Genomic DNA, 25,879 nt, shown 5'->3' with positions numbered 1-25,879 from the left:
CGCCGCCGCGGGCACCGTGCGGCGCTCGGTCGGCGGTTCCTCCGGACCGCTGTACGCCGCGCTGCTGCTGCGCGCCGCGACCGTCCTCGACCCGGCGGCGGACGGGCCGGTCGACGCCGCCGTCTGGGCCCGCGCACTGACCGAAGGGGCGGAGGCGATCGCGGAGCTCGGGGGAGCCGAGGTCGGCGACCGCACCATGCTCGACGCGCTGGTCCCCGCCGCCCGGGCCTGCGAACAGGCCCTCGCCGACGGGCTGTCCGGGGCGGAGTCGCTGGCCCGGGCCGTCGAGGCGGCCCACCGGGGGGCCGACGCCACCGCCGACCTCGTCCCCCGGCGCGGCCGGTCCAGCTACCTGGGCGACCGCGCGGTGGGCTGCCCCGACCCCGGGGCCGTCGCGGTGACGGTCTGGCTGACCGCCCTGGCCCACGCAGTGGGCCGGGTACCCGAGGCCGCCTGAGCCCAGCCCGTCCGGGGTCCGGCCGGCGCGCCCGCGGCCGCCACCGCACCTCCCGCCGCCCGGCGCGACCCCGGCCATCGAACCGAACACACCCGCTCGGACCCGTACTTGACACCGAGCGCGCACCTGCCACGGCGCACCCTGCCACAACGCGCCCGGCGCCCAGCACCGCCAAACGCACCAGGCACACAGCACCTGGCACACAGCACCGCCACCAGAGCACGCACCGGCCGCGCAACGGGCCGGCCACGCACCACACCACGGCGCCGACGCGCCGGATCGGGAACAACGGGGGCCTCGGCGAGTTGGAGGCGGCTGCCCTCGGTGCCGGTCCGATCGTCCGCGCCGTCCGCCGCAAGGCCACCTACACCTGAGGAGAACCCGATGTCCGACTCACCTGTGGACCAGATACTCCGGCTCCTGTTCTCGTCCCGCCGCGTCGTCGGCGGAACGTCGGACCCGTGCACCACCAACCCGTGCGAGGAGTGCTTCGCGCTGCAGCGGCCCAAGGTCGAGCACTTCATGAAGGAGGGCGTGCCGATCCACTTCGTGATCCCCGCCTTCCCCGCGAAGTCCCCCAACCGGCAGAAGACCCTGGGTGACCTGCCCGACCTCGGCGAGCGCCTGGCGCTGGAGTTCCTGCAGTCGTTCTGCGACTACGTGTGCCACTTCTACGAGCCCGGTGCGAAGATCACGATCTGCTCCGACGGCCACGTCTTCAGCGACCTGGTCGGCGTCGCCGACGAGGACGTGACGGCCTACCGCACCGAGCTGGAGGCGCTGCTCAAGGCGATCGGCTCCGACTCGATCACCACCTACGGCCTTGAGGACGCCTTCCAGAGCACCGACTACGCCGAGCAGCGCGACAAGCTGACCAACCAGTACGCCCTGTCCGTCGAGGAGATCCGGCAGCGGGCGCTGGACGACCCGGCCGCGCGCGGCATCTTCGACGGAATGCACCGGTTCATGTTCGAGGACCAGTGGGCCCAGAGCGAGGGCCGCAGCCGCAACTCGGTCCGCGAGTCCTCCAAGGGCCTCGCCTACCAGGTGATCCAGCGCAGCGACGCGTGGAGCGTCCTGGTCGAGGACTTCTTCCCGGACGCCCTGCGGCTCTCCATCCACCCGCAGGTCCCGCACTCGAAGAAGATCGGCGTCCACATGATCCGCACCCGTGACAACTGGCTCACGCCGTGGCACGGGGTCGCCCTGGACGAGGGCGACGGCATCCGCCTCGTCAAGCGCGAGGAGGCCGAACGGCTCGGCGCCACGGTCGTCATGCGCGGCGGCCGCCCCAGCCACTTCATCGCCCCGCAGGCCGTCCACACGTCCCAGCTGCTGCTTCAGGAGGCAACCCGATGAGCGCGCTCACCATCACCCCCGGCCGGCCCTTCGGCGCCCTGGTCGAACCCGCCGACGGCGAGACCGAGCTCGGCGCGCTGGACCCCGCGGTCGTCCGCGACCTGGTGCACGAGCACAAGGTCGTCGCGCTGCGCGGCTTCCGCCCGTTCGCGCAGAAGGAGGAGCTGGTCGACTACGCGAAGCGCTGGGGCGAGGTGCTGTCCTGGAACTTCGGCGAGGTGCTCGACCTGGAGGTGCACGCCGACCCCAAGGACTACGTGTTCACCTCCGGCCCGGTGCCCTACCACTGGGACGGCGCCTTCGCCGCCACGGTCCCCTCGCACCAGGTCTTCCAGTGCGTCAAGGCGCCCGACCTGAGCGCCGGCGGCCGCACCGTGTTCTGCGACACCGGCCTGGTCCTCGCGGCCCTGTCGGAGGAGACCCGCCGGATCTGGGAGACCGTCAAGGTCACCTACCGCAAGGAGAAGACCGCCCACTACGGCGGCCACATCACCGCGGACCTGGTCCAGTCGCACCCGCACACCGGCGAGCCGGTCGTGCGCTACGCCGAGCCGCTCGACCCCGAGAAGTTCGTCAGCCCGCTCTTCCTCGACGTGGACGGGCTGCCCGAGGACCTCACCGCCGAGGCGTTCTTCGCCGACATCGAGGAGCGGCTGTACGCCCCCGAGGTCAGCTACCAGCACGTCTGGGCGGACGGCGACTACGTCATCACCGACAACCACGCCCTGCTGCACGGGCGCACCGCCTTCACGGCGGGCTCGGCGCGCCACCTGCGCCGGGTGCACGTGATCTGAACCGGTCGACCCCACACCGACCGAACCGATCGAACCGATCGAACCGACCCCACACCGGCAGAGAGGCCAGAACGACATGAGACCGTACTACGACGTGGTGATCATGGGTGGCGGACCCGGCGGTTCCACCCTCGCGGCCCTGCTGATGAAGCAGGGCGGGCTGAGCGTCGCCGTGCTCGAGAAGGAGGAGTTCCCGCGCGAGCACATCGGCGAGTCCTTCGCGCACCCGCTGATCCCCGTGCTGGAGGAGAGCGGCGCGCTGGCGAAGGTCATCGCCAGCGACTGCTGGGTGAAGAAGTTCGGCGGGGTGTTCAACTGGCGCGGCGACGACCCGCACGTCGCGTTCTTCGACCACACCAACACCGTCCGGGACGGCGTCAAGCGCTTCGCGATGCACGTCAACCGGTCCGAGTTCGACAAGATCCTGCTCGACCACGCCAAGGACCTCGGGGCGGAGGTCTTCGAGGAGACCTCCGTCACCAAGTGCGAGCTCGCCGAGGACGGGCAGAGCCGCGAGGTGATCCTCAAGGACGGCCGCACCATCCGGGCCGGCTACTTCGTCGACGCCTCGGGCCGGCGCAACAGCATCGTCGTCGACAAGAAGCGCGAGTGGCTCTCCGGCTACCGCAACATCGCCATCTGGCAGCACTACCTGGGCGGCGTCGACACCCAGACGCTGGAGGGCGACTGGAACATCTTCCGCGAGGAGAACATCTCCCCGATCGGCTGTTTCGCCTTCCGTGACGGCTGGTGCTGGTACATCCCGGTCAAGAAGATCATCAACGGCGAGCGGGTGATCACCCACTCGATCGGCATCGTCACCGACCCGGCCATCCTCAAGCAGCCGGGCAGCGACTTCACCGACCCCGAGGTGTTCCTGCGCACCGTCCAGGACGTCCCGAAGCTGCGCGAGCTGATCAAGGACGTGCGGCCGGTCGGCGACAAGATGCTGACCGCCACCAACTACTCCATGATCAACGACCAGTTCGCGGACTTCGACTCCCGGTGGCTGCTGCTCGGCGACGCCTCCTACTTCGTCGACCCGCTGTTCTCCTCCGGCGTCGCCTTCGCCACCAACCAGGCCGTCGCCATCGCCACCCTGCTCGGCCACACCTCCGGCACCGAGCTGACCGACCAGGACAAGCGCGGCCTCTGGCACGACTACGACCGGGAATGGCACGGCATGGCCGTGACCTTCGCGCTCTCCATCGACCAGTGGTACTACGCCATCGGCAGCGACAACCCGGACAGCGTCTACTGGAACAGCCGCGGCAAGCCGGCCGACTCGCTCGGCCTCAGCCACGAGCAGACCTTCGACGCGCTGCTCAACACGTCCTTCACCCCCGACCTGCTGGAGGTGATGACCTCCGGCGAGGGCATCGACGCACTCGACATCAACGGCCCGTTCATGTCCGAGTTCGCCCGGGCCAACGCGCTCACCCTGACCGCGGACACCAAGGTGTCGCTGGCGCCCGGCGTCGTCGTCACCGCGGGCCCCGGCCTGGACATCCCCGGCTTCAAGGGCGCCATCCCGCCGGACGCCTCCCTGATGAGCCCCGAGGCGCAGAAGGCCGCCGCGGAGTACTGGGAGGACCCGGTCGCCAACGGCGACGCCGTCCCGGACGCCGTCGGCCGGCTGCTCGCCGTCCACCGCTTCACGCTGGGCGACACCCAGGTGCGCAGTGTCGACGACCGCGACGGCGGCGGCGAGCTGTGGGGACAGCTGAAGGACGGCCCCGTCCTGTGGAGCACGGTGGCCGCCTCCGGCAACCTCGGACAGCAGCTGCTCGTCCGCCGGCTGCTGAACGCGGGCATCCTCGAACTCGACGGCCCCGCCGCCGGGTCCGGCTCCGCGGAGACCGGGACGGCGAGCGCGGAGTGAAGGTCGCAGAGAAAGGAACGGCCGGCCCGGCGTCCGAGACGCCGGGCCGGCCGGCCGCGGCCGAACTCAGCTCGACCCCCCGCGCCCGGTTACTCGGCTTCGGCCTGCTGGTCGTCCTCCCCGTCGTCGTCGGCATCGCCGCGCTGACCGGCGGCGAGAGCGGCGGCGTGACCGAGGCGGCCCACAAGGGCGGCCTCTCGCAGGCCACCCTGCTGCTGCTCGCCGCCGCGCTGGTGCTGGTCACCGCCTGGGCGGCGGGCGCCCTGGCGGCCCGGCTCGGCCAGCCCCGGGTGATCGGCGAGATCTGCGCCGGCATCCTGCTCGGGCCGTCCGCGCTGGGCGCGGTCGCGCCCGGCTTCGTCGCCTGGCTCTTCCCCCGCGGCGTGGTCACCGGGCTCGACGGCCTCGCCCAGATCGGGCTCGTCCTCTTCATGTTCGGCGTCGGACAGGAGCTGGCCGCCGTCCGCGGCGCGGGCCGGGAGGCCCGGGGCGCCGCCCTGGTGACCCTCGCCTCCTTCCTGGTGCCGTTCGCCTCCGGGCTGGTGGTGGCGATCTCGCTGTTCCCCAAGCACGCCGGGAGCACCGTCGGGTCGACCCCGTTCGCCCTGTTCCTGGGCTGCGCGCTCGGCGTGACCGCCTTCCCCGTGCTCGCCCGGATCCTCGCCGACCTGGGCATCATGTCCGGCCGGATCGGACGGCTCAGCCTCTACGCGGCCGCCGTCGGCGACGGCGCCTGCTGGATCGTGCTCACCATCGCCCTCGCGCTGGCCCAGGGCGGCGGCGCCGCCGACGAATGGCGGACGCTGGCGCTCATCGTGCCGGCCGCCGTGGTGATCCTCTGGCCGGTCCGGATCGCGCTCGGCAAGCTGCTCGCCGGTCCGGCCGGGCGCTCGCCGGTGGCGGTCCTCACCATCTGCACGGCCGGCACGGCCGCCGCCGCCGGGCTGACCTCGGCCCTCGGCGTGCACCAGCTGATCGGCGCGTTCCTGTTCGGCCTCGCCTGGCCGGTCGGGCACGGCCGGCCGGCCGAGGGCGCGTCGGCCAAGGGCGTGTCGGCCAAGGGCCGGTCCGCGAAGGGTGCTTCGGGCAAGGCCGAGCGGGCCGGGGCCGGACACGGGCCGGCCGACGAGGCCTCCACGGAGCCGGTGGCGACCCTGGCCCGGCTGCTGATGCCGTTCTTCTTCCTGGGCTTCGGCCTCTCCCTCGACCTGCGGGACCTCGCGCTCAACGCGGACAACCTGCTGCTGCTGGTCGTCCTGCTCGCCGTCGCCATGTTCTCCAAGGTGATCGGCGCCGGCCTGGGCGGCCTCTGGTCCGGGCTGCCGCGCCGGGAGGCGCTGGGCCTGGGCGTCCTGATGAACACCCGCGGCCTGACCGAACTGGTCGTCCTCGGCATCGGCCACCAGGCGGGCGTGATCGACGGCCCGCTGTTCGCCGCGCTCGTCCTGGTCACCCTGGCCACCACCGCGATGACCGGGCCGGTGCTGAAGGTCCTGAAGCTGCTGACGCCCGGCGGGGCGCGCCCCACGGCACCCGCCCACCGGCCGGAGTCCTGACACATGAACGACAAGAGGGAGAAAGCGATATGAGCGTGGACAAGGCCGTCGCCGCCTGGCGGGACATCCTCGGCGACACCGCGGTGTCAGCGGACGCCACGGCACCCGAGCTGAGACCGAGAACCACCTCCGTCTCACCGCACCGGCAGCTGGTCGCGGTGCTGCGCCCGAGCACCGCAGAGCAGGTCATCGAGGTCGTCCGGGTCGCCCGCGAGCAGCGGGTGCCGCTGTACCCGGTCAGCACCGGCCGCAACTGGGGGCTGGGCTCCCGGCTGCCGGTGCGCCCCGGCGGCGCGCTGCTCGACCTCTCCGGCCTCGCCCGGATCCGCGCCGTCGACGAGCGCGGACGCTACGCGATCGTCGAACCCGGCGTCAGCCAGGCGCAGTTGGCCGATCACCTGCGCCGGCACGCGCCGGGCCTGGTGCCGAACGTCACCGGCTCGACGCCGAACTCCTCGATCCTCGGCAACCTGCTGGAGCGCGGCACGGGCTTCCGCCGGCACCGCGCCGAGGAGGTACGCGGTCTCGAAGTCGTGCTGGGCACCGGCGAGTTGATCCGCACCGGCCTGTGGGCCGGCGAGGGCGACCGGCAGCTGCACCACTACCGGCACGGCCTCGGCCCCGGCCTGGACCAGCTCTTCGTGCAGTCCGGGCTGGGCGTGGTGACCGCCGCCGTGGTCGACCTGGTGCCGGTCCGCGAGGAGCTGCGGCTGCTGATGTTCTCGCTCTCCGAGCCGGCCCTGCCGCAGGTGATCGACACCGTCGGCGAGCTGTTCACCGGTGACGTGCTCCGCTCGATCGTGCACATCTTCAACAACAAGCGCATCGGCTCGATGAGCGACAGCGACGAAGTCCCGCTGTGGACCGGCGTGGTGGCCGTCGACGGGGTCGCCGAGCAGGTGGCGGCGGTCGTGCCGCTCGTCGCCGAGCGGCTCACCGGCGCCGGCGCCCAGGTCCGGGTGGTCGACGCCGAGGAGGCGGCGGCCGACCACGACCCGCTGATCTCCGCGATGTTCGACGTGCACGCCGGGCGCCCCTCCACCGCCTTCCTGGAGGGCCTGCACCGCGCGATGGGCCACGAGCCGCCCGCCGACCTCGACGCCCTCGACGAGACCGACATCGGCTACCTGGCCTGCATGCCGGTGGTGGCGGTGGACGGCGCGGCCGTCACGGCGCTGATCGCGCGGGTCGAGGCGGTCTGCGGACGGCACGGCGTGGCCCCCGCGCTGGCCGTCAACCCGACCGGCGCGGACTACGCGGAGGTCGTCATCAACCTCTACTTCGACCGCACCGACGAGGCGCAGACCGCGGCCGCGCACGCCTGCAACGCCGAACTGCACGAGCGGCTGTACGCCGACGGCTTCCGGTTCTACCGGGTCGGCATCGACGCGATGGACTTCGTGACCCACCAGGACACCGCCCCCTGGGGCGCCATCGGCCTGATCAAGCAGGCCCTGGACCCGGACGGCGTGATAGCCCCCGGCCGCTACCACCGCATCGACGCCTGACCCCCCTCCCCCCGACCGCTGCGTCCCGCCGGGCCCCACACCGGCGGGACGCAGCGGTTTTCCGCCGCAGTGGAGGCAGGGCCTACGGCAGCACGGTGATCGCGGTGGCGAGCAGGCCGTCGTGGACCCGCCAGCGCCCGGCCAGGGTGGGCAGCGGGGAGGGGACCAGCAGGGTCGCCTCGAAGGTGCCGTCGGGGCGCAGCGTCAACTCGGCCTCGGAGAAGTCGAGGAAGCGCCGGGTGAGCGGGAACCAGCTCTTGTAGACCGACTCCTTGGCGCTGAACAGGACGCGGTCCCAGGGGACCTCCGGCCGGGCGGCGGTCAGGGCGGTGTTGCGCCGCAGCTCCCCGGGCAGGGCGATCGCGTCCAGGACGCCCTCGGGCAGCGGCAGGGCCGGTTCGGCGTCGATGCCGACCGAGACGACCTCGCCGGCCCGGGCCACCGCGGCGGCCCGGAAGCCGGCGCAGTGGGTGAGCGAGCCGACCACGCCGTCCGGCCAGCGCGGCGCGCCGGGCTGGCCGGGGACCAGCGGCCGGTACGGGACGCCGAGCCGGCCGAGGGCCAGCCGGGCGCAGTGCCGGACGGTGGTGAACTCGCGCCGGCGGGACTCGACGGCGCGGGCGATCACCACCTCCTCGGCGGGCTCCAGCCGGGCTTCGGCCGGGTCGTCGTAGGCCGTCTCGACGACGACGGCCGCGGGCAGGAGCTCGCCGATCACTGTTCCCCCAGAGATGTCCGTACGGATGTTCAGATGGTGCGCCCGGCGAGCGTATCGCGATGATCGGCTCATCGGGTGGACGTCACTCGAAGGCGGCGGCCGCCTCCCGCAGGGCCTGGGCGACGGTCTCCGGGTCGTACGGCGCCGGGTCGCCCGGCAGGTAGGTGACGGCCCGCAGCCCGCCGTCGTACCGGAACGAGCGGTGGCGCTCGTACACCGGCCAGGAGACCGGGGACTTGCGGTCGACGCCGACGCTGATGCCCTGGAACGGGGCCATCCCGATCAGCTGGTGGACCGGGCCGAGCCGGCCGGTCTCGGCGCCGTCGACCAGGAACCGGAAGGCCCACTTGAGGTCGGCGACGGCGGTCGCCTCGACGGTGAGCAGGTGCGCGCCGGGGGCGAGCGGGCCGGCGTCCGCCTCGGACAGCTCGCCGTACTGGTTGTAGGCGAAGCGCAGCCGGCCGTCCTCGACGTACAGGCTGTAGCCGCCGCCCTGGTCGCCGTGCGAGACCAGCACGCCCGCGTCCCCCTCGCCGTGGTGGGCGAGTTCGACCTCGATCGCGAAGGACCGGAAGGAGATCAGCCGGGAGGAGCGGTAGCGCTCCAGCTCGGGGGTGCCGGCCAGCAGCCGGACCGGGCGGCGCAGCCGGGCGTCGTCCGGGTGGCGCCGGGCGAACGCGCCGCTCGCGTCGGCCAGCGGGAACACCCCGTTGCGCCAGGCGGCGGACTCCCAGGCCGCGGACAGCTCCTTGACCAGTGCGGGGTGCCGGTCGGCGAGGTCGTGGATCTCGGTCGGGTCGGTGCGCAGGTCGTACAGCGCCCACTCGCCGTCCTCGTACGGGGTGCCGGGGCGGTGCAGGGTGACCAGCTTCCAGCCGTCCCGGTAGTAGCTGCGGTTGCCGGTCATCTCGCAGTACTGCTCGCGGTGGGTGGAGGCGGCGGCCGGGTCGCGCAGCACGGAGGCGAAGCCGACGCCGTCGAGCGACTGGACGGGGCGGCCGGCCCGCTCGGCGGGGCGCTCGACCCCGGCCAGGTCGAGCAGGGTGGGGAGCAGGTCGGTGACGTACTGGTACTGGGCGCGGACGCCGTCGTCGCCCTCGGCGCGCGGCAGGCCGGCCGGCCAGGAGAGCACGAACGGGACCCGGACGCCGCCCGCGTGGGTCTGGCCCTTGTAGAGCCGGAACGGGGTGTTGGAGGCCATGCCCCAGCCGCGCGGGTAGTGCACCAGCGAGCGCGGGCCGCCGATCAGCTCGATCTCGCGCCGGACGTCGGGGTTCCAGTCGGCCGGCAGGTTCGGGTGGTGGACGAAGCGGCTGAAGTAGCTGCGGGTGCCTTCGGCGCCGCCCTCGCCGGTGCCGCCGTTGTCGGAGGTGAACACCACGATGGTGTTGTCGAGTTCGCCGAGCGCGGCCAGGGTGTCGAGCAGCCGGCCGAGGTTCTGGTCGACGTTGTCGACCATCGCCGCGTACACCTCCATGTAGCGGGCGTACAACTTCCGCTGGACCTCGGTGAGTTCGCTCCACGGGCCGACGTCGTAGCCGGCCTCGGCGTTGCGCCCGGGCAGTTCGGTGCCGGGCGGGAAGTGGCCGGCGGCGAGCTGGCGGGCGAAGCGGGCGGCGCGCAGCTCGTCCCAGCCGCCGTCGTAGCGGCCCCGGTGGCGTTCGAGGTCGGCCGGCTTGGCCTGGAGCGGCCCGTGCACGGCGTTGTGCGCCAGGTAGAGGAAGAACGGCTTGGCGTCGTCGTGCGCGCGCAGCGACTTGACCATGGCGATCGCCTGGTCGGTGAGGTCGTCGGTGTAGTAGTAGCCGTCGGGGAACTCGTCGATGTCCAGCGGGCTGTTGTCGCGGACCAGTTGGTGCGGGTGGAAGAGGCTGGTGAGGCCCTCCAGGACGCCGTAGTACTGGTCGAAGCCCTTCTGCAGCGGCCAGTTGGCGCGGTCGTTGGCGGCGTTGGAGGCGGAGTCGCGGGTGAGGTGCCACTTGCCGACGGCGTAGGTGGCGTAGCCGGCGTCGTGCAGCAGCTCGGCGAGGGTGGGGATGTCGTCGGCCACCTCCATGCCGTAGCCGGGGAAGCCGGGGTCGGCGTTGGCGACGAAGGAGTAGCCGACCCGGTGCGGGTTGAGGCCGGTGAGCAGGGCCGCCCGGGCGGGCGAGCAGAGCGGCATGGTGTGGTAGTTGGCGAGCTTGACGCCGCGTTCGGCCAGGCCGTCCAGGGTGGGGGTGGGGACCTCGGCGCCGAACGGGCCGATGTCGCTGTAGCCGAGGTCGTCGACCAGGACGACGACGATGTTGGGCGCGCCCTCGCGCGGGCGGACCCGGTCGGGCCAGGACGGGGTGGAGGCGCCGAAGGTGCGGCCGACGGTGCCGGGGAAGTCCGCGTAGGGGCCGCGGTAGGTGGGGTCGGTCATGCGGTGCTCCGGGTGGTGAGGGGCTCGGCGTCGGTCAGCCGCGGGACGGCGGCGAGGAGTTCGGCGGTGTACGGGTGCTCGGGCGCGGTGACGACCCGGTCGGCCGGGCCGGTCTCGACGATCCGGCCGCGGTGCAGCACGGCGATCCGGTGGCTGACCTGCCGGACCACGGCGAGGTCGTGGGCGATGAACAGGATGGCCAGGCCGAGTTCGCGCTGGAGCCGGGCGAGCAGTTCGATCACCTGCGCCTGGACCGAGACGTCCAGCGCGGAGACCGGCTCGTCGCAGATCAGCACGCTCGGTTCGGGCGCCAGGGCCCGGGCGATGCCGATGCGTTGGCGCTGCCCGCCGGAGAAGGCGCGCGGATGGCGGTCGGCGGCGGAGGGGTCGAGGCCGACCTGGGTCAGCAGTTCGGTCACCCGGCGCTCCCGCGCGGCCCGGTCGCGGTGGCCGTGCGCGATCAGCGGTTCGGCGATGATCTGCCCGGCGGTCAGCCGGGGGTTGAGCGAGGCGTACGGGTCCTGGAAGACCATCTGGAGTTCGCGCCGGGCGGCCCGTTCGTCGCCGCGGCCGAACTCCCGGCCGCGGAAGCGGATCTCGCCGCCGGTCGGCGCGTGCACCTGGACCAGGGCGCGGGCCAGCGTGGACTTGCCGGAGCCGGACTCGCCGACCAGCCCGAGGGTCTCGCCGGGGTGCAGCGCGAGGTCGACGCCGTCCAGCGCGGTGACCGGGCGCCGGCGCGGGCCGTAGGTCTTGCGCAGGCCGGTGACGGTGAGCAGCGGTTCGGCCCCGGGGGTGCTGTTGGCCGCGGCCTCGGACGGCGCCTCCAGCCGGGGGACGGCGGCCAGCAGCTGCCGGGTGTACGGGTGTTGCGGCTTGGTCAGCAGGTCGGCGGTGGTGCCGGACTCGACCACCCGGCCGTCGCGCAGCACCAGCAGCCGGCGGCAGGTCTGCGCGATCACCCCGAGGTCGTGGCTGATCACCACCAGCGCGGTGCCGCGCTCCCGGTTGATCCGGGTGAGCAGGCGCAGGATCTGCCGCTGGACGGTCGGGTCGAGCGCGGTGGTCGGCTCGTCGGCGACCAGCACCTCGGCGTCGTTGGCGAGCGCCAGGGCGATCATGACGCGCTGGCGCTGGCCGCCGGAGAACTGGTGCGGGTGGTCGCGCAGCCGGGCGGCGGCGTCCGGGATGCCGACCAGGTCGAGCAACTCGGCCGCCCGGGCGGCCCGTTCGGCCTTGCCGGCGCCGGTGCTGCCGTGCGCGCGCAGCGCCTCGTCCAGCTGGCGGCCGACGGTGAGGACCGGGTTGAGCGAGGACATCGGGTCCTGGAAGATCATCGCGATCCGGCGGCCGCGCAGGGCGCGCAGCGCGTTCTCGGGCAGCGCGGCGAGGTCCTGCCCGGCCAGTTCGACCGAGCCGCCGGTGATCCGGCCGCCGGCCGGGAGCATCCGCAGCAGGGCGAGCGCGGTGGTGGACTTGCCGGAGCCGGACTCGCCGACCAGGCCGAGGGTGTCCCCGGCGGCGAGCTCGAAGCCGACCCCGTCCACGGCGGCGGTGTCGCCGAACCGGACGGTCAGGTCGCGGACCCGCAGGACGGGCCGCTCGGTGGTGGTGCTCATCGGCGGATCCCCCGGTTCAGGGCCTCGGCGATCAGCGTGAAGCCGAGCACCAGCGCGGTGGTGGCGGCCAGCGGGACGGCCGCGAAGGTCGGATGGGTGTCGAGGTAGCCGACGGACTGGCTGAGGATCGAGCCCAGGGTCGGCTCCGGCGGGCGGACGCCGAGCCCCAGGAAGCTCATCCCGCCCTCGATGAAGACGCCGATCGCCAGGGCCACGGCGGTCTGCACGATCAGCGGGTCGACGGCGTTCGGGACGACGTGCCGCAGCAGCACCCGCCGCCGGGAGGCGCCGCCGACCCGGGCCGCCAGCGCGTACTCGCGTTCGCGCTGGACCAGGATCCCGGCGCGCAGCTGCCGCCCGAAGCCGGGGACCTCGGCGAGCGCGATGACGATGAACACCGGCCAGCGGCCCGGCCCGAGCACGGCCGTGACGGCGAGCGCCAGGATGAGGCCGGGGAAGGCCAGCACCAGGTCGAAGGAGCGCTGGACGGCGACGTCCGCCCACCGGTGCGAGGCGGCGAGCAGGGCGAGCGCGCTGCCCAGCAGCGCGCCGGCCGGCACCGCGCCGAACACCAGCAGCAGGTCGGTGGTGATGCCGTGCAGGACCCGGCTGAAGAGGTCCCGGCCGAGGTCGTCGGTGCCGAACGGGTGCTCGGCGCTGGGCCCGGCGAGGGCGAGCGCGCTCTGCGCGTTCGGGTCGAGGTCGGTGAGCAGCGGGGCGAGCAGTCCGGCCAGGGCGACCACGCCGACCAGGGCGAGGCCGGTCAGGCCGCGGCCGGTGAGCAGCCCGGCGAGGTAGCGGTTGCGGGCGCGCGGGGCGCGTCCGGCGGTGGCGTCGGCGGTGAGGGCGGTCATCGGTTACTCCCACCGGATCCGGGGGTCGAGCCAGGCGTACACCAGGTCGGTGAGCAGCTGGACGGTGACGTAGACGGCGACGATCAGCAGCAGGAGGTCCTGGACGACGGGGTAGTCCCGGCGCAGCACGCCCTGTTCGATCAGCTGGCCGAGCCCCGGCCAGGCGAAGATCCGCTCGACCAGCACGGCCCCGGCGATCAGGTGGCCGATCTGCAGGCCGAGCACGGTGACGGCGGAGGGCAGCGCGTTGGGCAGGGCGTGCCGCCAGACGATCCGGCGGCGGGAGACGCCGGCCGCGGTGGCGGTGCGCACGTAGTCCTCGGCGAGGGCGCGTTCGATGCCGTCCTTGAGGTAGCGGGCGAGTACGGCGGCGCTCGGCAGGGCGAGGCAGACGGCGGGCAGCAGCAGGTACTGGAGCGCGAGGTCGGGGGCGTCGAGCAGCGACTCGTGGCCGCCGGCGGGCAGCAGGCCGAGGGTGACCGCGAACAGCAGCACCAGCAGCACGCCGGTGACGAACGGCGGCACGGCCAGCACGGCGGTGGTGAACGCCCGCACCGCGGCGGCGACCGGGCGGCGCCGTGCGGTGGCGCCGAGCACGCCCAGCGGCAGGGCCAGCAGCACCACCAGCAGCAGCGCGCCGACGGTGAGCTGGGCGGTGGCGGCCAGGCCGTCGCCGATCAGGTCGGCGACCTGGCCGCCGATCGCGTAGCTGGGCCCGAGGTCGCCGGTCAGCACGTCGCCGAGCCAGCGCAGGTACTGGCCGAGCAGCGGCTGGTCGAGGCCGAGCCGGGCCCGGATGGCGGCCACGGCCTGCGGTCCGGCGTCCGGTCCGGCCAGCGTGGTGGCCGGGTCGCCGGGGATGAGGCGCAGGATCAGGAAGACCAGGAAGGAGGCGAGGAGGAGGACGAGCAGTCCGGAGGGGAGCCGCTTGAGGAGGAAGCTTCGCATCGGGTCGGGCCGTCCGCTCAGGCCGTGAGGTAGGCGTCGTCGAGGTTGAGGTAGCCGAACTTGTTGAGGGTGACGCCGCGGGCCTTGGCGCCGGCGACCTCGGTGAGCCCGGCTATCGCGAGGTCGATCACGAACTGCTCGTCCAGCAGCACCTCGGTGACCTGCTGGTAGAGCGCCTTGGCCTCGGAGCTGTCGCTGTCCGGCCGCTGCCAGGCCCGCCGCACGATGTCGGTGTAGCCGGGGGAGCTGAAGTGCGAGCTGTTCTTGGCCTCGTTGAACGGGTAGGCGCTGACCGCCAGGGTGGCGGGGTGCAGCTGGGCGAAGCCGTGGCTCAGCGTCCACAGGGCGGGCATGCTCTGCGCGATCAGCTGCTTCTGCATGGTCGGCGAGTCGGTGGGCTGGAGCACCGTCTCGATGCCGACCTGCTTGAGGTCGTACTGGAGGATCTGGGCGATCGCGGTGTTGCCGGGGTCGTTGGAGTGCGCGAACGGCAGGGTGATGCCGCTGAGTCCGGCGTCCTTGAGCAGCTGCCGGGCCTTCTCCGGGTCGTGCCGGTAGCGGGCGGCGGCGTCAGCGCTGTACGCGGGGGAGGACTTGGGCCACGGCGTGGCGGAGACGGTGCCGTAGCCGCCGAGCGCCTGCTGGACCAGCCGGTCGCGGTCGACGGCCCAGGCGATCGCCTGCCGGACCCGCTTGTCGGAGACGTGCTCGGCGGTGAGGTTGGCGCCGATGTAGTAGGCGCCGGCGCCGGTGTCGTACGGCGTGATCCGGAACTGCGGGTCGCTCTTGAGGGTGGCGATGTCCTTGCCGCGGACGCTGAAGGACAGGTGGGTCTGGCCGGTCTTGAGCGAGGAGAGCAGCGACTCGGTCTGCGGGATGATCCGGATCTCGACGCCGTCCAGGTACGGGCGGCCCGGGTTCCAGTACTTGTCGTTGCGGGCGAAGGTGAGCGAGCTGCCGGGCTTGCGCTCGGTGAAGGTGTAGGGGCCGGTGCCGATCAGCTTCGTCCCGGCGAACGCCTCCTCGACGCTCTCCCGATCGGGGATGATCATGAACTCGAAGAGGTCGAAGAGGTTGCTCACCGGGTGCGCCAGGACCAGGGTGAGCTCGAAGTCGCCGTTCTTGCGGAAGTCCGTGACGGCGGCGGCGGTCGACCGCAGCTGCGCCGAACGGGCCGGGTTCTGCAGGTTCTTGACCGCGAAGACCACGTCGTCGGCGGTGAACCGGCGGCCGCTGTGGAAGGTCACGTCCTCGCGCAGCTTGAGCGTGACGCTGCCGCCGTCCGGGGCGACCTGCCAGGAGGTGGCGAGCTCGGGCTGCGGCTGGAGCCGGTCGTCGTACCGGGTCAGGGTGTTGAAGACGAGCCGCTGGACGAGCGTGTTGGCGCTCTGGGCGAAGAGCAGGGCCGGGGTGAAGTCGACGCCGGCGCCGACCGTGAGGACGCCGCCGCGGCGCGGGCCCGACGCGTCGCCCGCGTCCTTGGCGGCGCTGGCGGTGTCGGCCGCCGAACGGCAGGCGGCCAGGGTCAGCAGGCCGACGCCGGCCAGGCCGCCGCGGAGCAGGGTCCGGCGGGACGGGCCGGGGGCGGTGGGGAAGGTGGTCACGAGTGGAAGTCCTCTGCGGGGAAGCGGCGGGAAGGCTGCTGCGGGGAAGCTGCGGGGAAGGTCGGTCGGAGGTCAGCCGCGCGTCAGGGCGCGGATCGGCCGGGCGTACAGGGCGCCGAGCGCCGCGGCCCCGGCGGCGACGGCCAGGACGTCGGCGCCGCGCTGCTGGGCGATCAGCAGGTCGGCGTCCCGGCGCAGGTGCGAGCGGAGCGCGAACTCGGTGCGGACGACGTCGAGGTAGGCCCCGTCCAGCAGGGCGAAGGTCTCGGTCAGCACCAGCAGGTCGGGGTTGACCACGTCGGCCAGCAGGGCGAGCGCGCGGCCGACCAGCTCGGCCCGGTGCCGGACCAGCTTGTCGGCGCGCGGGTCGCCCGCCAGCACGGCCGCCGTGAACGCGGCGCGGTCCGGCCGTTCGGTGATCCCTTCGGCGGCCGCCGCCTCGAACAGCGTGGTGTCCGAGGCGGCGACCGCCAGACAGCCGGTCCGGCCGCAGTGGCAGAGCGCGTCGCTGTCCGGCACCGGCAGGTGGGCGACGTCCCCGGTCGGCGAGGCCGGGCCGACGTGCACCGTGCCGGCCACCGCGAGCGCCGCGTCCACCACGTGGCCGACGAACAGGTGCACCATCGAGCGGCGGGCCGCCGGGTGGCCGAACAGGATCTCCGCCTGGGCCAGCGCCCGGGCGTGGTTGTCCACCTGGACCGGCAGCCCGGAGGCCCGGCCGAGCAGCTCGCCGAGCGGCAGGTCCAGCCAATCCAGCGGATCGTGCCGGACGACCAGCCCGCGGTCGCGGTCCACCGCGCCGCCGGTCACCGCGCCCAGGCCGACCACCGTCCGGCCGTCCGGCGCGGCGGCCAGCAGCCGGGGCAGCCGGGCCAGCAGCGGCCGCAGCACGGCCTGCCCGGTCCGGCCCCGGTTGCTCAGCTCCTGCCGGTACAGCACGTTTCCGCGCAGGTCGAGGAAGGCGAAGGTGGTGAACGGGAGGCCGATGTGCAGCCCGGCCACGGCGAGCCGGTCGGGGTCGACGTCCACCGGCAGCTGCGGTCGGCCCACCGTGCCGGCGCCGCCGCCCGCCAGCTCGGGCCGCTCGCGGAGCAGCCCGAGCCGGGACAGGTCGACCACCTGCCGGGACACCGCGGCGGGGCTCAGCCCGGTGAGCGCGGCGACCCGGCTGCGGGCCAGCGGCCCGTGGTCCAGCACCGTCCGCAGCACGGCGGCGGCGTTGACGTCCCGCCGCTCGTCCCCGCTGCGCGGGCGTTCGGCGGCGCCGGTGGTGGTGAACATCGGCTTCCCTCCGTCCGGTTCGGTGCTCAGCGGTCCTGGGTCTCCAGCTCCTCGGCGGGGACCAGCCCGGCCACCCGCGGCGGCTCGGCCGGCTCCAGCAGCCGGCTCGGCGCGCCGTCCACGCCCACCGGCAGGTCGCCGTCCAGGGTGATCCGGCGGACCAGCCGCGGCTCGTCGCCGTAGTCGTTGACCGCGTAGTGCTGGGTGGCCCGGTTGTCCCAGAGCGCGACGTCGCCGACCTGCCAGTCCCAGCGGACGGTGTTCTCCAGCCGCTCCACGTAGCGCTGGAACAGGGCGATCAGCGCCTTGCCGTCGGCCCCCGCGACGCCCTGGATCCGCTGCGCGAAGGCGCCCAGCAGCAGGGTCTTCTCACCGGTCACCGGGTGCACCCGGACCACCGGGTGCTCGGTCTTGAACGCGGTCGACACGAACACCTTGCGGAACAGCTCGGCGATCTCCGCGTTGTCCGCCAGCTCCGGGCGCAGCGCCAGGCTGGCCGCGTAGTCGTAGTCGTTGGTGTGCACCGCGCGCAGCGACTCGGCCAGCACCTTCAGCGGCTGCGGCAGGTCCTGGTAGGCGGCGGCGGTGTTGGCCCACACGGTCGAGCCGCCGGCCGGCGGCAGCTCCAGCGCGCGGAGGATGGACGCCTTCGGGTAGGACGGCACGAAGGTGACGTCGGTGTGCCAGTTGTTGGCGCGCACGCCCTTGGTGGCGTCCAGCTCGAAGACGTACCGGCCGTCCGCGCTGGGCACCGTGGGGTGGCCCACCGGGTGGCCCAACAGGCGGGCGAACGCCTCGTGTTCGGCGTCGTCCAGGTGCTGCTGGCCGCGGAAGAACAGCACCTTGTGCTGGTACAGGGCGGCCTCGATCGCGGCGACGGTCCCGGCGGGCAGGTCGCCGCCGAGGCGGACGTCGTGCACGACCGCGCCGATCCGGCCGGCGGCGGGGGTGAGGCGGAGCTCGGTGACGGTTCCGGACATGACGGATCCTCGACTCTCGTATCTCGTACGGAGGTGAAAAGGGGAAGGGGGTGCCCCGGCGGCGGACGCGGGCAGGGCGGAGCGCGAACGATGCGCGGGTGGCTACGGGTCCGTATGAGGGGGACCGGCGGCGGGATCAGCGGGTGAGCGCGGCGGGACAACAGCGACGGCGGCGGGCCGGGCGAACGATGCTCATCGGCCCTCCTTCCGGGACGCTGCGACTGGGCTCGGCGCTCATCGTGCTGAGGCGCCCGGCCAGCTGTCAATCACGTGTTCTGCCTGCTGGACAGGGGTGTTGCGGCCGTGTGACGCCCCGTTGCGGGCGATGGCGGGCGGACGACGGCGGCGTGTTCCCGCCTGTCGGGGCCGTGTCGGGAGGACTAACTTTCGCAGCGGAAGTAACCCCCGCGGGCAGCGAGAAGGCCCGCCCGGACGCGCGTCCGGACGGGCCTTCGCACTGCGGCAAGGATCCAAGAGACAGGCCCTAGCGGAGGAACGCCGCCACCGTCTCCGCGAACAGGTCGGCGTCGTCCAGCCACGGAAAGTGGCCGGCGCCCGGCAGGACGGCGAACTCGGCGCCGGGGAACATCCCGGCCACCTCGGCGACGGCCTTCGGCGGGGCGCTGATGTCCACCTCGCCGGCCAGCACCAGCACGCGCGCCGTGAAGGCGGCGAGTGCGGCCCGGGTGGCCGGCGGGTCGAAGGCGCCCTCGGAGGCGAAGACGGCGGCGGCCTCGTTGTTGCGCTGCTCGTCCCCGGCGTCCCGGTGCGCGCGGGCCCGCTCGTCCCAACGCCCGTACATGAACGGGGTGATGGCGGGCCAGTCGGCCGGGCCGCCGCGGCCCTCGGTAACCGCCTCCAGCGCCGCGTACGCCTCGGCGAACCACGGCTCGCCCTGCCGCAGCCGGGCCGTCTCGCGGCGGGTCTCGCCGTCGATGGTCACCCCGAGCGCGAACACCGAGGGCGTGAGCAGCGCCAGCCGGGACACCCGCTCGGGGTGGTGCTCGGCGTAGCGGACGGCGAGGTTGGCACCGGCCGAGTGGCCGAGGATGTCGACGCGCTCCAGCCCGAGGTGCAGGCGCAGTGCCTCGACGTCCTCGACCTGCCGGTCGCAGCGGTAGGAGGACGGGTCGGCGGGGACGGCGGAGCTGCCGGTGCCGCGCGGGTCGAGGAAGAGCAGCCGGCGTCCGGCCCGGGCGGCGAGTCCGCCCAGGTCGGCGAGGTAGCGCGAGTCCTGCATGGGGCCGCCGGGGAGGCAGACGACGGGGTCGCCGTCGGCCTCGCCCTCGACGCGGTAGGCGAGCGTGGTGCCGTCGGGGGTGGAGAAGGTGTGCATGACAGTGATCTTGTCAGGCTGCCCTTTCGGACACAATGGCCTGCCCGCCCGGCCCGCCCGTCGGACCTGCCCGTCAGGCCGCCCCCAGCAGGCGGGCGAAGTCCAGGCCGAGGCTGCCGAGCACGGGGAGGGCGCCGAGGTCGGTGATCGCGCCGACCGGAATGCTGTACCCCTGGTTGACCTCGCGCAGCAGGTCGGGGGTGGCGGCGGCGGGCGCGGCCGCGGTGGCGGCGAGCGTGGTGGTGAGCACGGCGGTGAGGGTGGCGAGCAGGGCGGTGCGGCGCACGGGGGCCTCCGGAGGCAGCGGAACGGGCGCCCTGTGAACGGCCGGGTGATCGTGCGGTCACGTATCGTCCCCCTTTCGGCCGCTTAAGTAAACTTTCCTGCCTTGTGTTCATGACAACACATCAGATGTCTGTACCACTTGCCCCGGCCGCGCCTACCGTCCTTTCCAATCAACCCAACTGGGAGGGCACACATGCGAGTTGTCCCGAACCTCCGGATCCTGGCCGGCGTTCCGCTGGCCGCCGCCGCGCTCCTCGCCCTGAGCGCCGGCACCGCGAGCGCCGCGATACCGATCAACAAGCCCATGACCGGGAAGGCCACCTACTACAACGACGCCGGCTACGGCGCCTGCGGCACCCAGATCAACGCCGCCACCCAGATGCTGGTCGCCGTCTCGCACACCTGGTGGACCACCGCCAACCCCAACAACGACCCGGTCTGCAAGGGCATCTCGGTCAAGGTCACCTACAAGGGCAAGACCGTCACCGTCCCGGTCAAGGACCAGTGTCCGTCCTGCGACTCGACCCACATCGACCTCAGCCAGCCCGCCTTCGCCAAGCTCGCCAACCTCGACCTCGGCGTGCTCAACGGCCTGACCTGGCAGTTCGTCAAGACCGGCTTCGCCGGCGAGACCATCCCGGTCTCCGAGCCGATCACCGGCTCCACGATCGGCTGACCGGACCCGAACGCCCCGCCTGCCCCGTCCACGGGGCGGGGCAGGCGGGGGGCGGCGGGGCAGGAGAGGGCAGGCCGTCACGCCCCGGTGTACGCCGCCAGGTGCTCGCCGGTCAGCGTGGACCGGGCCGCGACCAGCTCCGCCGGGGTGCCCTCGAAGACGACCCGGCCGCCGTCGTGACCGGCCCCCGGACCGAGGTCGATGATCCAGTCCGCGTGCGCCATCACCGCCTGGTGGTGCTCCACCACGATCACCGACTTCCCGGAGTCGACCAGCCGGTCCAGCAGACCGAGCAGCTGCTCGACATCGGCCAGGTGCAGCCCGGTGGTCGGCTCGTCCAGGACGTACACCCCGCCCTTGTCCGCCATCCGGGTCGCCAGCTTCAGCCGCTGCCGCTCCCCGCCGGACAGCGTGGTCAGCGGCTGACCGAGGCTCACATAGCCGAGGCCCACGTCGACCAGCCGGGTCAGGATGCGGTGCGCGGCGGGGGTGCGGGCCTCGCCGTCCGCGAAGAACGCCGCCGCCTCCGTCACCGGCATCGCCAGCACCTCGCTGATGTCCCGCCCGCCGAACCGGTACTCCAGCACCGAGGCGTCGAACCGCCGCCCCTCGCAGTCCTCGCAGGTGGTGGCCACCCCGGCCATCATCGCGAGGTCCGTGTAGACCACGCCCGCGCCGTTGCAGGTCGGGCAGGCGCCCTCCGAGTTGGCGCTGAACAGGGCCGGCTTCACCCCGTTGGCCTTGGCGAAGGCCTTCCGGATCGGGTCGAGCAGCCCGGTGTAGGTGGCCGGGTTGCTGCGCCGCGAGCCGCGGATCGGGCTCTGGTCGACCGACACCACCTCCTCGCCGGGAGGAATCGAGCCGTGCACCAGGGAGCTCTTGCCGGAACCCGCCACCCCGGTCACCACGCACAGCACCCCGAGCGGGATGTCGACGTCCACCTTCCGCAGGTTGTGCGACGTCGCCCCGCGGATCGCCAGCGCGCCGGTCGGCTTCCGCACGGACTCCTTCACCGCCGCCCGGTCGTCCAAGTGCCGGCCGGTCACCGTCGCGGCGGCCCGCAGCCCCTCCACCGACCCCTCGAAGCAGACCGTGCCGCCCGCCGAACCCGCGCCCGGACCGAGGTCCACGACGTGGTCGGCGATCGCGATCACCTCCGGCTTGTGCTCCACCACCAGCACCGTGTTGCCCTTGTCCCGCAGGCGCAGCAGCAGGCCGTTCATCCGCTGGATGTCGTGCGGGTGCAGGCCCGTGCTGGGCTCGTCGAACACGTACGTCACATCGGTGAGCGAGGAGCCGAGGTGGCGGATCATCTTCACCCGCTGCGCCTCGCCGCCCGACAGGGTGCCGGCCGCGCGGTCCAGCGAGAGGTAGCCGAGGCCGATCTCGACGAAGGAGTCCAGGGTCTGCCGGAGCACGGCCAGCAGCGGCGCCACCGAGGGCTCGGACAGCCCGCGCACCCACTCGGCGAGGTCGCTGATCTGCATCGCGCACGCGTCGGCGATGCTGATCCCGGCGACCTTCGAGGACCGGGCCGCCGCGGTGAGCCGGGTGCCCTCGCAGTCGGGGCAGGCGCTGAACGTCACCGCCCGGTCCACGAACGCCCGGATGTGCGGCTGCATCGCCTCCCGGTCCTTGGAGAGGATCGACTTCTGGACCTTGGGGATCAGTCCCTCGTAGGTGAGGTTGATGCCGTTGATCTTCACCTTGGTCGGCTCGCGGTGCAGGAAGTCCCGCAGCTCGGCCTCGGTGTAGTCGCGGATCGGCTTGTCCGGGTCGAGGAAGCCGGAGCCGCTGTAGATCCGCACCATCCAGCCGTCGCCGGTGTAGCCGGGGATGGTGATCGCGCCCTCGGCCAGCGACTTCGCGTCGTCGTACAGCTGGGTGAGGTCGATGTCGGAGACGGCGCCGCGGCCCTCGCAGCGCGGACACATGCCGCCGGTGACGCTGAAGCTGCGCCGCTCCTTCACCGTCTGCCCACCGCGCTCCACGGTGACCGCGCCCGCCCCGCTGATCGAGGCGACGTTGAAGGAGAACGCCTTGGGCGAGCCGATGTGCGGCTGCCCGAGCCGGCTGAACAGGATCCGCAGCATCGCGTTGGTGTCGGTCGCGGTGCCGACGGTGGAGCGCGGGTCGGCGCCCATCCGCTGCTGGTCGACGATGATCGCGGTGGTCAGCCCGTCGAGGACGTCGACCTCCGGCCGGGCCTGGGCGGGCATGAAGTTCTGCAGGAAGGCGCTGTAGGTCTCGTTGATCAGCCGCTGCGACTCGGCCGCGATGGTGTCGAAGACCAGCGAGCTCTTCCCCGAGCCGGAGACCCCGGTGAACACCGTCAGCCGGCGCTTGGGGATCTCGATGCTGACGTCCTTGAGGTTGTTCTCCCGCGCGCCGTGCACCCGGATCAGGTCGTGACTGTCGGCGGCGTGCTGCTCGGGTGACTGCTCGCCCGTCCTGGCGGTGCTCATCGTGTCTCCGGTTCCTCTCGCGGTGCCGTCCCCGCCGATCCAACCATCCGGGTACGACAGAGGGGGCCCCGGACGCCGCTTAGGCCGGTCGGCGCTTGTCCGCTGGCGGCCCGGGGGAGGAGACCGGACGGTGGTGGCGGGGACCGGGACGGCGGGAGGTGAGCGCGGGTGCGGATCCGGCGGGTGCTGGTGGGCGCGGCCGCCCTGGTACTGGGCCTGGCCGCGTTGCCGGCGACGGCCTTCGGCGCGCGGCCGGGGTGGGCGGTGGCCGTGGTGGACCAGGCCTCGCGGCGGGTGCTGGTCCTGCAGAGCGCCGAGGAGCTCATACCCTACCGCGGCCCGGACCGGCTGCCGGTGGTCTGGTCCTGGTCGGCGGACACCGCCGGCGACGTCAACGACCTGGAACCGAAACGCAGTTGGTCGCTTCCCGACGAGGCGAAGCAGCGGGTCCGGCACGGCCGCCGCTACCTGCTCACCACCGCCTCCGGCGGCCTGGCCGCCGTCGTCGACACCGCGACCGGCGCCGCCTACTGGGCCGCCGACACCGGTCCGCACGCCAATCCGCACAGCATCGAACTGCTCCCGGACGGGAACGTGGCCGTCGCCGCCTCCACCGGCGGCTGGGTCCGGCTGTACACCGCCTCGCGCGGGCCGCGCAGCACCGGGTACGCCGAGTTCCGGCTGCCGGGCGCGCACGGCGTGCACTGGGACGCGCGGAGCCGGCTGCTCTGGGCGCTCGGGGACGACACGCTGACCGCGCTGCGGGTCACCGGCCCGCCGGACGCGCCGGTGCTCGCCGCCGTCCGGACGGTGCCGCTGCCGGAGCCGGGCGGGCACGACCTGGCGCCGGTGCTGGCCGAGCCCGGACGCTTCTGGGTGAGCACCGGCGGGCACCTGTGGCGCTACGACCCGGCGGCGGACCGCTTCACCCGGGTCCGGCTGACCGGTGGGCAGGACGGGCGGGGGATCAAGAGCGTGGGCGACGAACCCGGCAGCGGGCGGCTGCTCACCACCGCCCCGGATCACGCCGGACCCTGTTCCTGGTGCACCTCGGTGCTCACCCTGCACCGCCCGGGGGCCGAGCGGACGCTGCCCGGCACCCGCCTCTACAAGGCGCGCTGGTGGACCAGTTGGGGGAGCGGGGCATGACCGGTGGGACTATGGGACCGGTCTGGCATTCGGGGGATGCGGCTGATTTTATGCAGCGCCAAACTACTCCAATGGTGGTCAGTTTCCGCTCTGCTTCCGTATACCTTCCGGTAGCCGCCCGGGCTGGGATAGCGTCAATGGCGCCGGGGGGACTCGAACCACTCGATCGGTTCGACCATCAAAGAATGCCATCCATTCAGGGAGAGAACTGTGCCCGATTTCCTTTCGGAAAACCGGTCGGAGACCGTCGACGAGCTGCGGCTCGCGGTCGACTCGCTGGCCGCGTTCCCGGCCCGCGGCGGGACCCGCGGGGCCGATGTCCCGGAACGCCTCGCGGCGGTCGCCGAGCTCTGCCGGGCGGTCGACGGGGTGCTCGACAGCCTGGTCGTCCAGGCCGCCGCCGAGGCCGCCGAGGAGGGCTGGACGGCCGCCCGGATGGCGTCCGAACACGCCGTCTACTACGCCAGGTTGCAGCGGGCGCTGCTGCCCGCCGGGACCGCGGCCAAGCAGCAGTGAGCGCGGCGCACGCCCATCCGGCGGACGCCCGCGCGCACGTCCTGGCCTGCCCCACCCGGTGGAGCGACGTCGACGAGAACGGGCACATCAACAACGCCCGGCTGGTCTCCTACGTCCAGGAGGGAATTTACGACCTGTTCTGCCACCACGCGATCGCGGTCCGGGAATCGCTATTCCCGTCCGGATTCCTGATCGCCCGGCACGAGATCGATTATCTGGAACAGCTGTACCACCGGCCGGAGCCTTTGCTGGTGAAGTTGACGGTTGAACGGCTGGGGCGCAGTTCCGCGCATGTCGTGGTCAATGTCTGTCGTGATCCGCACACCTTTATGCGGGCCCGGACGGTGGTGGTCGCCCGGGACGAGGTCTCCGGCCGGTCCCGCACGCTCAGCCCGTCCGAGCGGCGCTTCCTCTCCGGGTTCCTGCCGAAGGAGCAGGCGGCCGAGGCGGCGGTCTCGCCGGCCCGGGTGGCGGTGAAGGCACCGCGCGGCTCGCTCGCCGGGTCCGGCTCGGGCCACCACCAGCCCCGCCGACGCCTGCCGGGCCTCGGCACCTCGAACCGGGACGTCCCGGTGGGGCCGTACCACCACCGCACGCGCTGAACCGCCGCACGCCCGATCGCACGACGCTCGATCGCAGGACGCTCGAACGCAGGACGCCGAACCGCCGCGCACGCTGAACGGCCGAGTACGCTGGACGGTCGCGCGGGGCGACGCCGGGCACAGGAAGTCGACTGGGGCTTCTTCCTGTGCAAGCCGGTGACCCGGGCAAGCCGGCGGCCATGGCGGGCGGACCCGGCGCGGTCCGGGCGGGTCAGCGGCCCGAGGGCGCGTCCTGGGCGAGGCCGACGGTGGCGCGGAACAGCTCCGCGCCCGGGCCGGTGAGGTGGACCGGGGTGGTGGTCGGCCGCAGATAGGCGGAGCGGCCCCGGGGGAGCGCCAGGGTGGTGCCGTCGGGAGCGTGCAGCCGGGCCTCGCCCGAAGTGCAGAGCAGGATCTGCGGGACGGCCGCGCGGTCGACCCGCACGGGGGCGCCGGCCAGTCGCAGCCGGGAGAGGTGGAACTCGGCGGCGGGGGAAGGGTAGTGGGTCTCGGTGCCGTCGCCGTCGGCGATGGGCTCGCCGGTCAGCACGGCCGGCTCGGCGGGGCGGAAGTCGGTCACCGCGAGCAGCCCGGCCACATCCACGTGCTTGGGGGTCAGCCCGCAGCGCAGCACGTTGTCCGAGTTGGCCATCAGCTCGACGCCCATCCCGTGCAGGTAGGCGTGCGGCACCCCCGCGCCCAGGAAGACCGCCTGCCCGGCCCGCAGCCGGACGTGGTTGAGCAGCAGCGCCGCGACCAGACCCGGGTCACCGGGGTAGTCACGGCCGGCCCGGGCGTACCCGGCGCAGGCGGGTGTTCAAGGACCGCGGGCACAAGCCCGAACTGCTTTGCGCGCTCGGTGACTTCGAGGCGCTGTGCGGGTTCCGCCCGGCCGCCGCGACGG

At 73.3% G+C, this 25,879-nt stretch carries 22 protein-coding genes and 1 pseudogene; 11 read left to right on the top strand and 12 right to left on the bottom strand.

Annotated elements, in window-relative coordinates:
- From AB0N76_RS33720 to AB0N76_RS33695, 6 genes are all read left to right on the top strand, one after another.
- Positions 1 to 457 (top strand): DAK2 domain-containing protein (locus AB0N76_RS33720; RefSeq protein ID WP_363563786.1); only part of this gene is annotated, 457 nt, incomplete at its 5' end.
- A gap of 384 nt (positions 458 to 841) precedes the next feature.
- The gene (locus AB0N76_RS33715) at positions 842 to 1,816 is read left to right on the top strand and encodes an isocyanide synthase family protein (RefSeq protein WP_363563784.1); all 975 of its coding nucleotides are present in this window, start codon (positions 842 to 844) and stop codon (positions 1,814 to 1,816) included.
- Positions 1,813 to 2,610, top strand: coding sequence for a TauD/TfdA family dioxygenase (locus tag AB0N76_RS33710; protein ID WP_363563782.1), 798 nt, complete (start codon positions 1,813 to 1,815; stop codon positions 2,608 to 2,610). The genes AB0N76_RS33715 and AB0N76_RS33710 overlap by 4 nt, the downstream gene beginning before the upstream one ends.
- A gap of 76 nt (positions 2,611 to 2,686) precedes the next feature.
- The gene (locus AB0N76_RS33705) at positions 2,687 to 4,492 is read left to right on the top strand and encodes an NAD(P)/FAD-dependent oxidoreductase (RefSeq protein WP_363563780.1); all 1,806 of its coding nucleotides are present in this window, start codon (positions 2,687 to 2,689) and stop codon (positions 4,490 to 4,492) included.
- A complete protein-coding gene (locus AB0N76_RS33700; RefSeq protein ID WP_363563778.1) occupies positions 4,489 to 6,048 on the top strand; it encodes a cation:proton antiporter in 1,560 nt (519 codons plus the stop codon). The genes AB0N76_RS33705 and AB0N76_RS33700 overlap by 4 nt, the downstream gene beginning before the upstream one ends.
- A 29-nt stretch (positions 6,049 to 6,077) precedes the next feature.
- Entirely contained in the window at positions 6,078 to 7,556 is a 1,479-nt protein-coding gene (locus tag AB0N76_RS33695) for an FAD-binding oxidoreductase (protein ID WP_363563776.1), read from the top strand.
- Positions 7,557 to 7,638: 82 nt separating this feature from the next.
- On the opposite strand, the gene AB0N76_RS33690 is transcribed toward AB0N76_RS33695, so the two are convergent.
- From AB0N76_RS33690 to AB0N76_RS33645, 10 genes are all read right to left on the bottom strand, one after another.
- A complete protein-coding gene (locus tag AB0N76_RS33690) occupies positions 7,639 to 8,274 on the bottom strand; it encodes a 4'-phosphopantetheinyl transferase superfamily protein (RefSeq protein ID WP_363563774.1) in 636 nt (211 codons plus the stop codon).
- Positions 8,275 to 8,356: 82 nt separating this feature from the next.
- On the bottom strand, positions 8,357 to 10,681 hold the full coding sequence (locus tag AB0N76_RS33685) for an arylsulfatase (protein WP_363563772.1): 2,325 nt from the start codon (positions 10,679 to 10,681) through the stop codon (positions 8,357 to 8,359).
- Positions 10,678 to 12,300 carry an ABC transporter ATP-binding protein gene (locus AB0N76_RS33680; protein WP_363563770.1) on the bottom strand — a complete coding sequence of 541 codons (1,623 nt, stop codon included), beginning with the start codon at positions 12,298 to 12,300 and terminating at the stop codon, positions 10,678 to 10,680. Before AB0N76_RS33680 ends, AB0N76_RS33685 begins: the two co-directional genes overlap by 4 nt.
- Positions 12,297 to 13,154 (bottom strand): ABC transporter permease, encoded by an 858-nt coding sequence (locus AB0N76_RS33675; RefSeq protein WP_363563768.1) that lies wholly within the window; start codon positions 13,152 to 13,154, stop codon positions 12,297 to 12,299. The genes AB0N76_RS33680 and AB0N76_RS33675 overlap by 4 nt, the downstream gene beginning before the upstream one ends.
- Before the next feature lie 3 nt (positions 13,155 to 13,157).
- Positions 13,158 to 14,102, bottom strand: coding sequence for an ABC transporter permease (locus AB0N76_RS33670; protein WP_363563766.1), 945 nt, complete (start codon positions 14,100 to 14,102; stop codon positions 13,158 to 13,160).
- A 17-nt stretch (positions 14,103 to 14,119) separates the two neighbouring features.
- On the bottom strand, positions 14,120 to 15,706 hold the full coding sequence (locus AB0N76_RS33665; RefSeq protein ID WP_363563764.1) for an ABC transporter substrate-binding protein: 1,587 nt from the start codon (positions 15,704 to 15,706) through the stop codon (positions 14,120 to 14,122).
- A gap of 72 nt (positions 15,707 to 15,778) precedes the next feature.
- Positions 15,779 to 16,987, bottom strand: a complete 1,209-nt coding sequence (locus AB0N76_RS33660; RefSeq protein ID WP_363563762.1) for an ROK family transcriptional regulator — start codon at positions 16,985 to 16,987, stop codon at positions 15,779 to 15,781.
- A 26-nt stretch (positions 16,988 to 17,013) separates the two neighbouring features.
- The gene (locus AB0N76_RS33655) at positions 17,014 to 17,967 is read right to left on the bottom strand and encodes a TauD/TfdA family dioxygenase (RefSeq protein WP_363563760.1); all 954 of its coding nucleotides are present in this window, start codon (positions 17,965 to 17,967) and stop codon (positions 17,014 to 17,016) included.
- Positions 17,968 to 18,451: 484 nt separating this feature from the next.
- Entirely contained in the window at positions 18,452 to 19,303 is an 852-nt protein-coding gene (locus tag AB0N76_RS33650; RefSeq protein WP_363563758.1) for an alpha/beta hydrolase, read from the bottom strand.
- Positions 19,304 to 19,376: 73 nt separating this feature from the next.
- Positions 19,377 to 19,589, bottom strand: coding sequence for a hypothetical protein (locus AB0N76_RS33645; RefSeq protein WP_363563756.1), 213 nt, complete (start codon positions 19,587 to 19,589; stop codon positions 19,377 to 19,379).
- 192 nt (positions 19,590 to 19,781) lie between these two features.
- Between AB0N76_RS33645 and AB0N76_RS33640 the strand changes: the two genes are divergently transcribed.
- A complete protein-coding gene (locus AB0N76_RS33640) occupies positions 19,782 to 20,264 on the top strand; it encodes a cysteine/serine endopeptidase inhibitor (protein ID WP_363563754.1) in 483 nt (160 codons plus the stop codon).
- Positions 20,265 to 20,341: 77 nt separating this feature from the next.
- Here AB0N76_RS33640 and AB0N76_RS33635 read toward each other — a convergent pair whose 3' ends face one another.
- A complete protein-coding gene (locus AB0N76_RS33635) occupies positions 20,342 to 22,729 on the bottom strand; it encodes an excinuclease ABC subunit UvrA (protein WP_363563752.1) in 2,388 nt (795 codons plus the stop codon).
- A 168-nt stretch (positions 22,730 to 22,897) separates the two neighbouring features.
- On the opposite strand from AB0N76_RS33635, the gene AB0N76_RS33630 reads away from it, so the two are divergent.
- From AB0N76_RS33630 to AB0N76_RS33620, 3 genes are all read left to right on the top strand, one after another.
- Positions 22,898 to 23,878 carry a DUF6528 family protein gene (locus AB0N76_RS33630; RefSeq protein ID WP_363563750.1) on the top strand — a complete coding sequence of 327 codons (981 nt, stop codon included), beginning with the start codon at positions 22,898 to 22,900 and terminating at the stop codon, positions 23,876 to 23,878.
- A 210-nt stretch (positions 23,879 to 24,088) separates the two neighbouring features.
- The gene (locus tag AB0N76_RS33625; protein WP_363563748.1) at positions 24,089 to 24,394 is read left to right on the top strand and encodes a hypothetical protein; all 306 of its coding nucleotides are present in this window, start codon (positions 24,089 to 24,091) and stop codon (positions 24,392 to 24,394) included.
- Complete coding sequence (locus AB0N76_RS33620; protein WP_363563747.1) at positions 24,391 to 24,996, top strand: thioesterase family protein; 606 nt, start codon at positions 24,391 to 24,393, stop codon at positions 24,994 to 24,996. The genes AB0N76_RS33625 and AB0N76_RS33620 overlap by 4 nt, the downstream gene beginning before the upstream one ends.
- 211 nt (positions 24,997 to 25,207) lie before the next feature.
- Here AB0N76_RS33620 and AB0N76_RS33615 read toward each other — a convergent pair whose 3' ends face one another.
- A complete protein-coding gene (locus AB0N76_RS33615; protein WP_363563745.1) occupies positions 25,208 to 25,666 on the bottom strand; it encodes a hypothetical protein in 459 nt (152 codons plus the stop codon).
- A 119-nt stretch (positions 25,667 to 25,785) separates the two neighbouring features.
- On the opposite strand from AB0N76_RS33615, the pseudogene AB0N76_RS33610 reads away from it, so the two are divergent.
- Positions 25,786 to 25,879, top strand: a pseudogene (locus AB0N76_RS33610) (type I phosphomannose isomerase catalytic subunit); the annotation flags it as partial.

Source organism: Kitasatospora sp. NPDC093806 (assembly GCF_040683335.1).
GTDB lineage: Bacteria > Actinomycetota > Actinomycetes > Streptomycetales > Streptomycetaceae > Kitasatospora.
Note: the sequence above shows the minus strand (reverse complement) of the source record. Positions and strands in the feature narration are given on the sequence as shown.

Coding starts and splice junctions, on each gene's coding strand:
- AB0N76_RS33715 (WP_363563784.1), top strand. CDS start 842: ATGTCCGACTCACCTGTGGACCAGATACTCCGGCTCCTGTTCTCGTCC.
- AB0N76_RS33635 (WP_363563752.1), bottom strand. CDS start 22,729: ATGAGCACCGCCAGGACGGGCGAGCAGTCACCCGAGCAGCACGCCGCC.
- AB0N76_RS33640 (WP_363563754.1), top strand. CDS start 19,782: ATGCGAGTTGTCCCGAACCTCCGGATCCTGGCCGGCGTTCCGCTGGCC.
- AB0N76_RS33670 (WP_363563766.1), bottom strand. CDS start 14,102: ATGCGAAGCTTCCTCCTCAAGCGGCTCCCCTCCGGACTGCTCGTCCTC.
- AB0N76_RS33685 (WP_363563772.1), bottom strand. CDS start 10,681: ATGACCGACCCCACCTACCGCGGCCCCTACGCGGACTTCCCCGGCACC.
- AB0N76_RS33695 (WP_363563776.1), top strand. CDS start 6,078: ATGAGCGTGGACAAGGCCGTCGCCGCCTGGCGGGACATCCTCGGCGAC.
- AB0N76_RS33650 (WP_363563758.1), bottom strand. CDS start 19,303: ATGCACACCTTCTCCACCCCCGACGGCACCACGCTCGCCTACCGCGTC.
- AB0N76_RS33710 (WP_363563782.1), top strand. CDS start 1,813: ATGAGCGCGCTCACCATCACCCCCGGCCGGCCCTTCGGCGCCCTGGTC.
- AB0N76_RS33660 (WP_363563762.1), bottom strand. CDS start 16,987: ATGTTCACCACCACCGGCGCCGCCGAACGCCCGCGCAGCGGGGACGAG.
- AB0N76_RS33655 (WP_363563760.1), bottom strand. CDS start 17,967: ATGTCCGGAACCGTCACCGAGCTCCGCCTCACCCCCGCCGCCGGCCGG.
- AB0N76_RS33705 (WP_363563780.1), top strand. CDS start 2,687: ATGAGACCGTACTACGACGTGGTGATCATGGGTGGCGGACCCGGCGGT.
- AB0N76_RS33675 (WP_363563768.1), bottom strand. CDS start 13,154: ATGACCGCCCTCACCGCCGACGCCACCGCCGGACGCGCCCCGCGCGCC.
- AB0N76_RS33680 (WP_363563770.1), bottom strand. CDS start 12,300: ATGAGCACCACCACCGAGCGGCCCGTCCTGCGGGTCCGCGACCTGACC.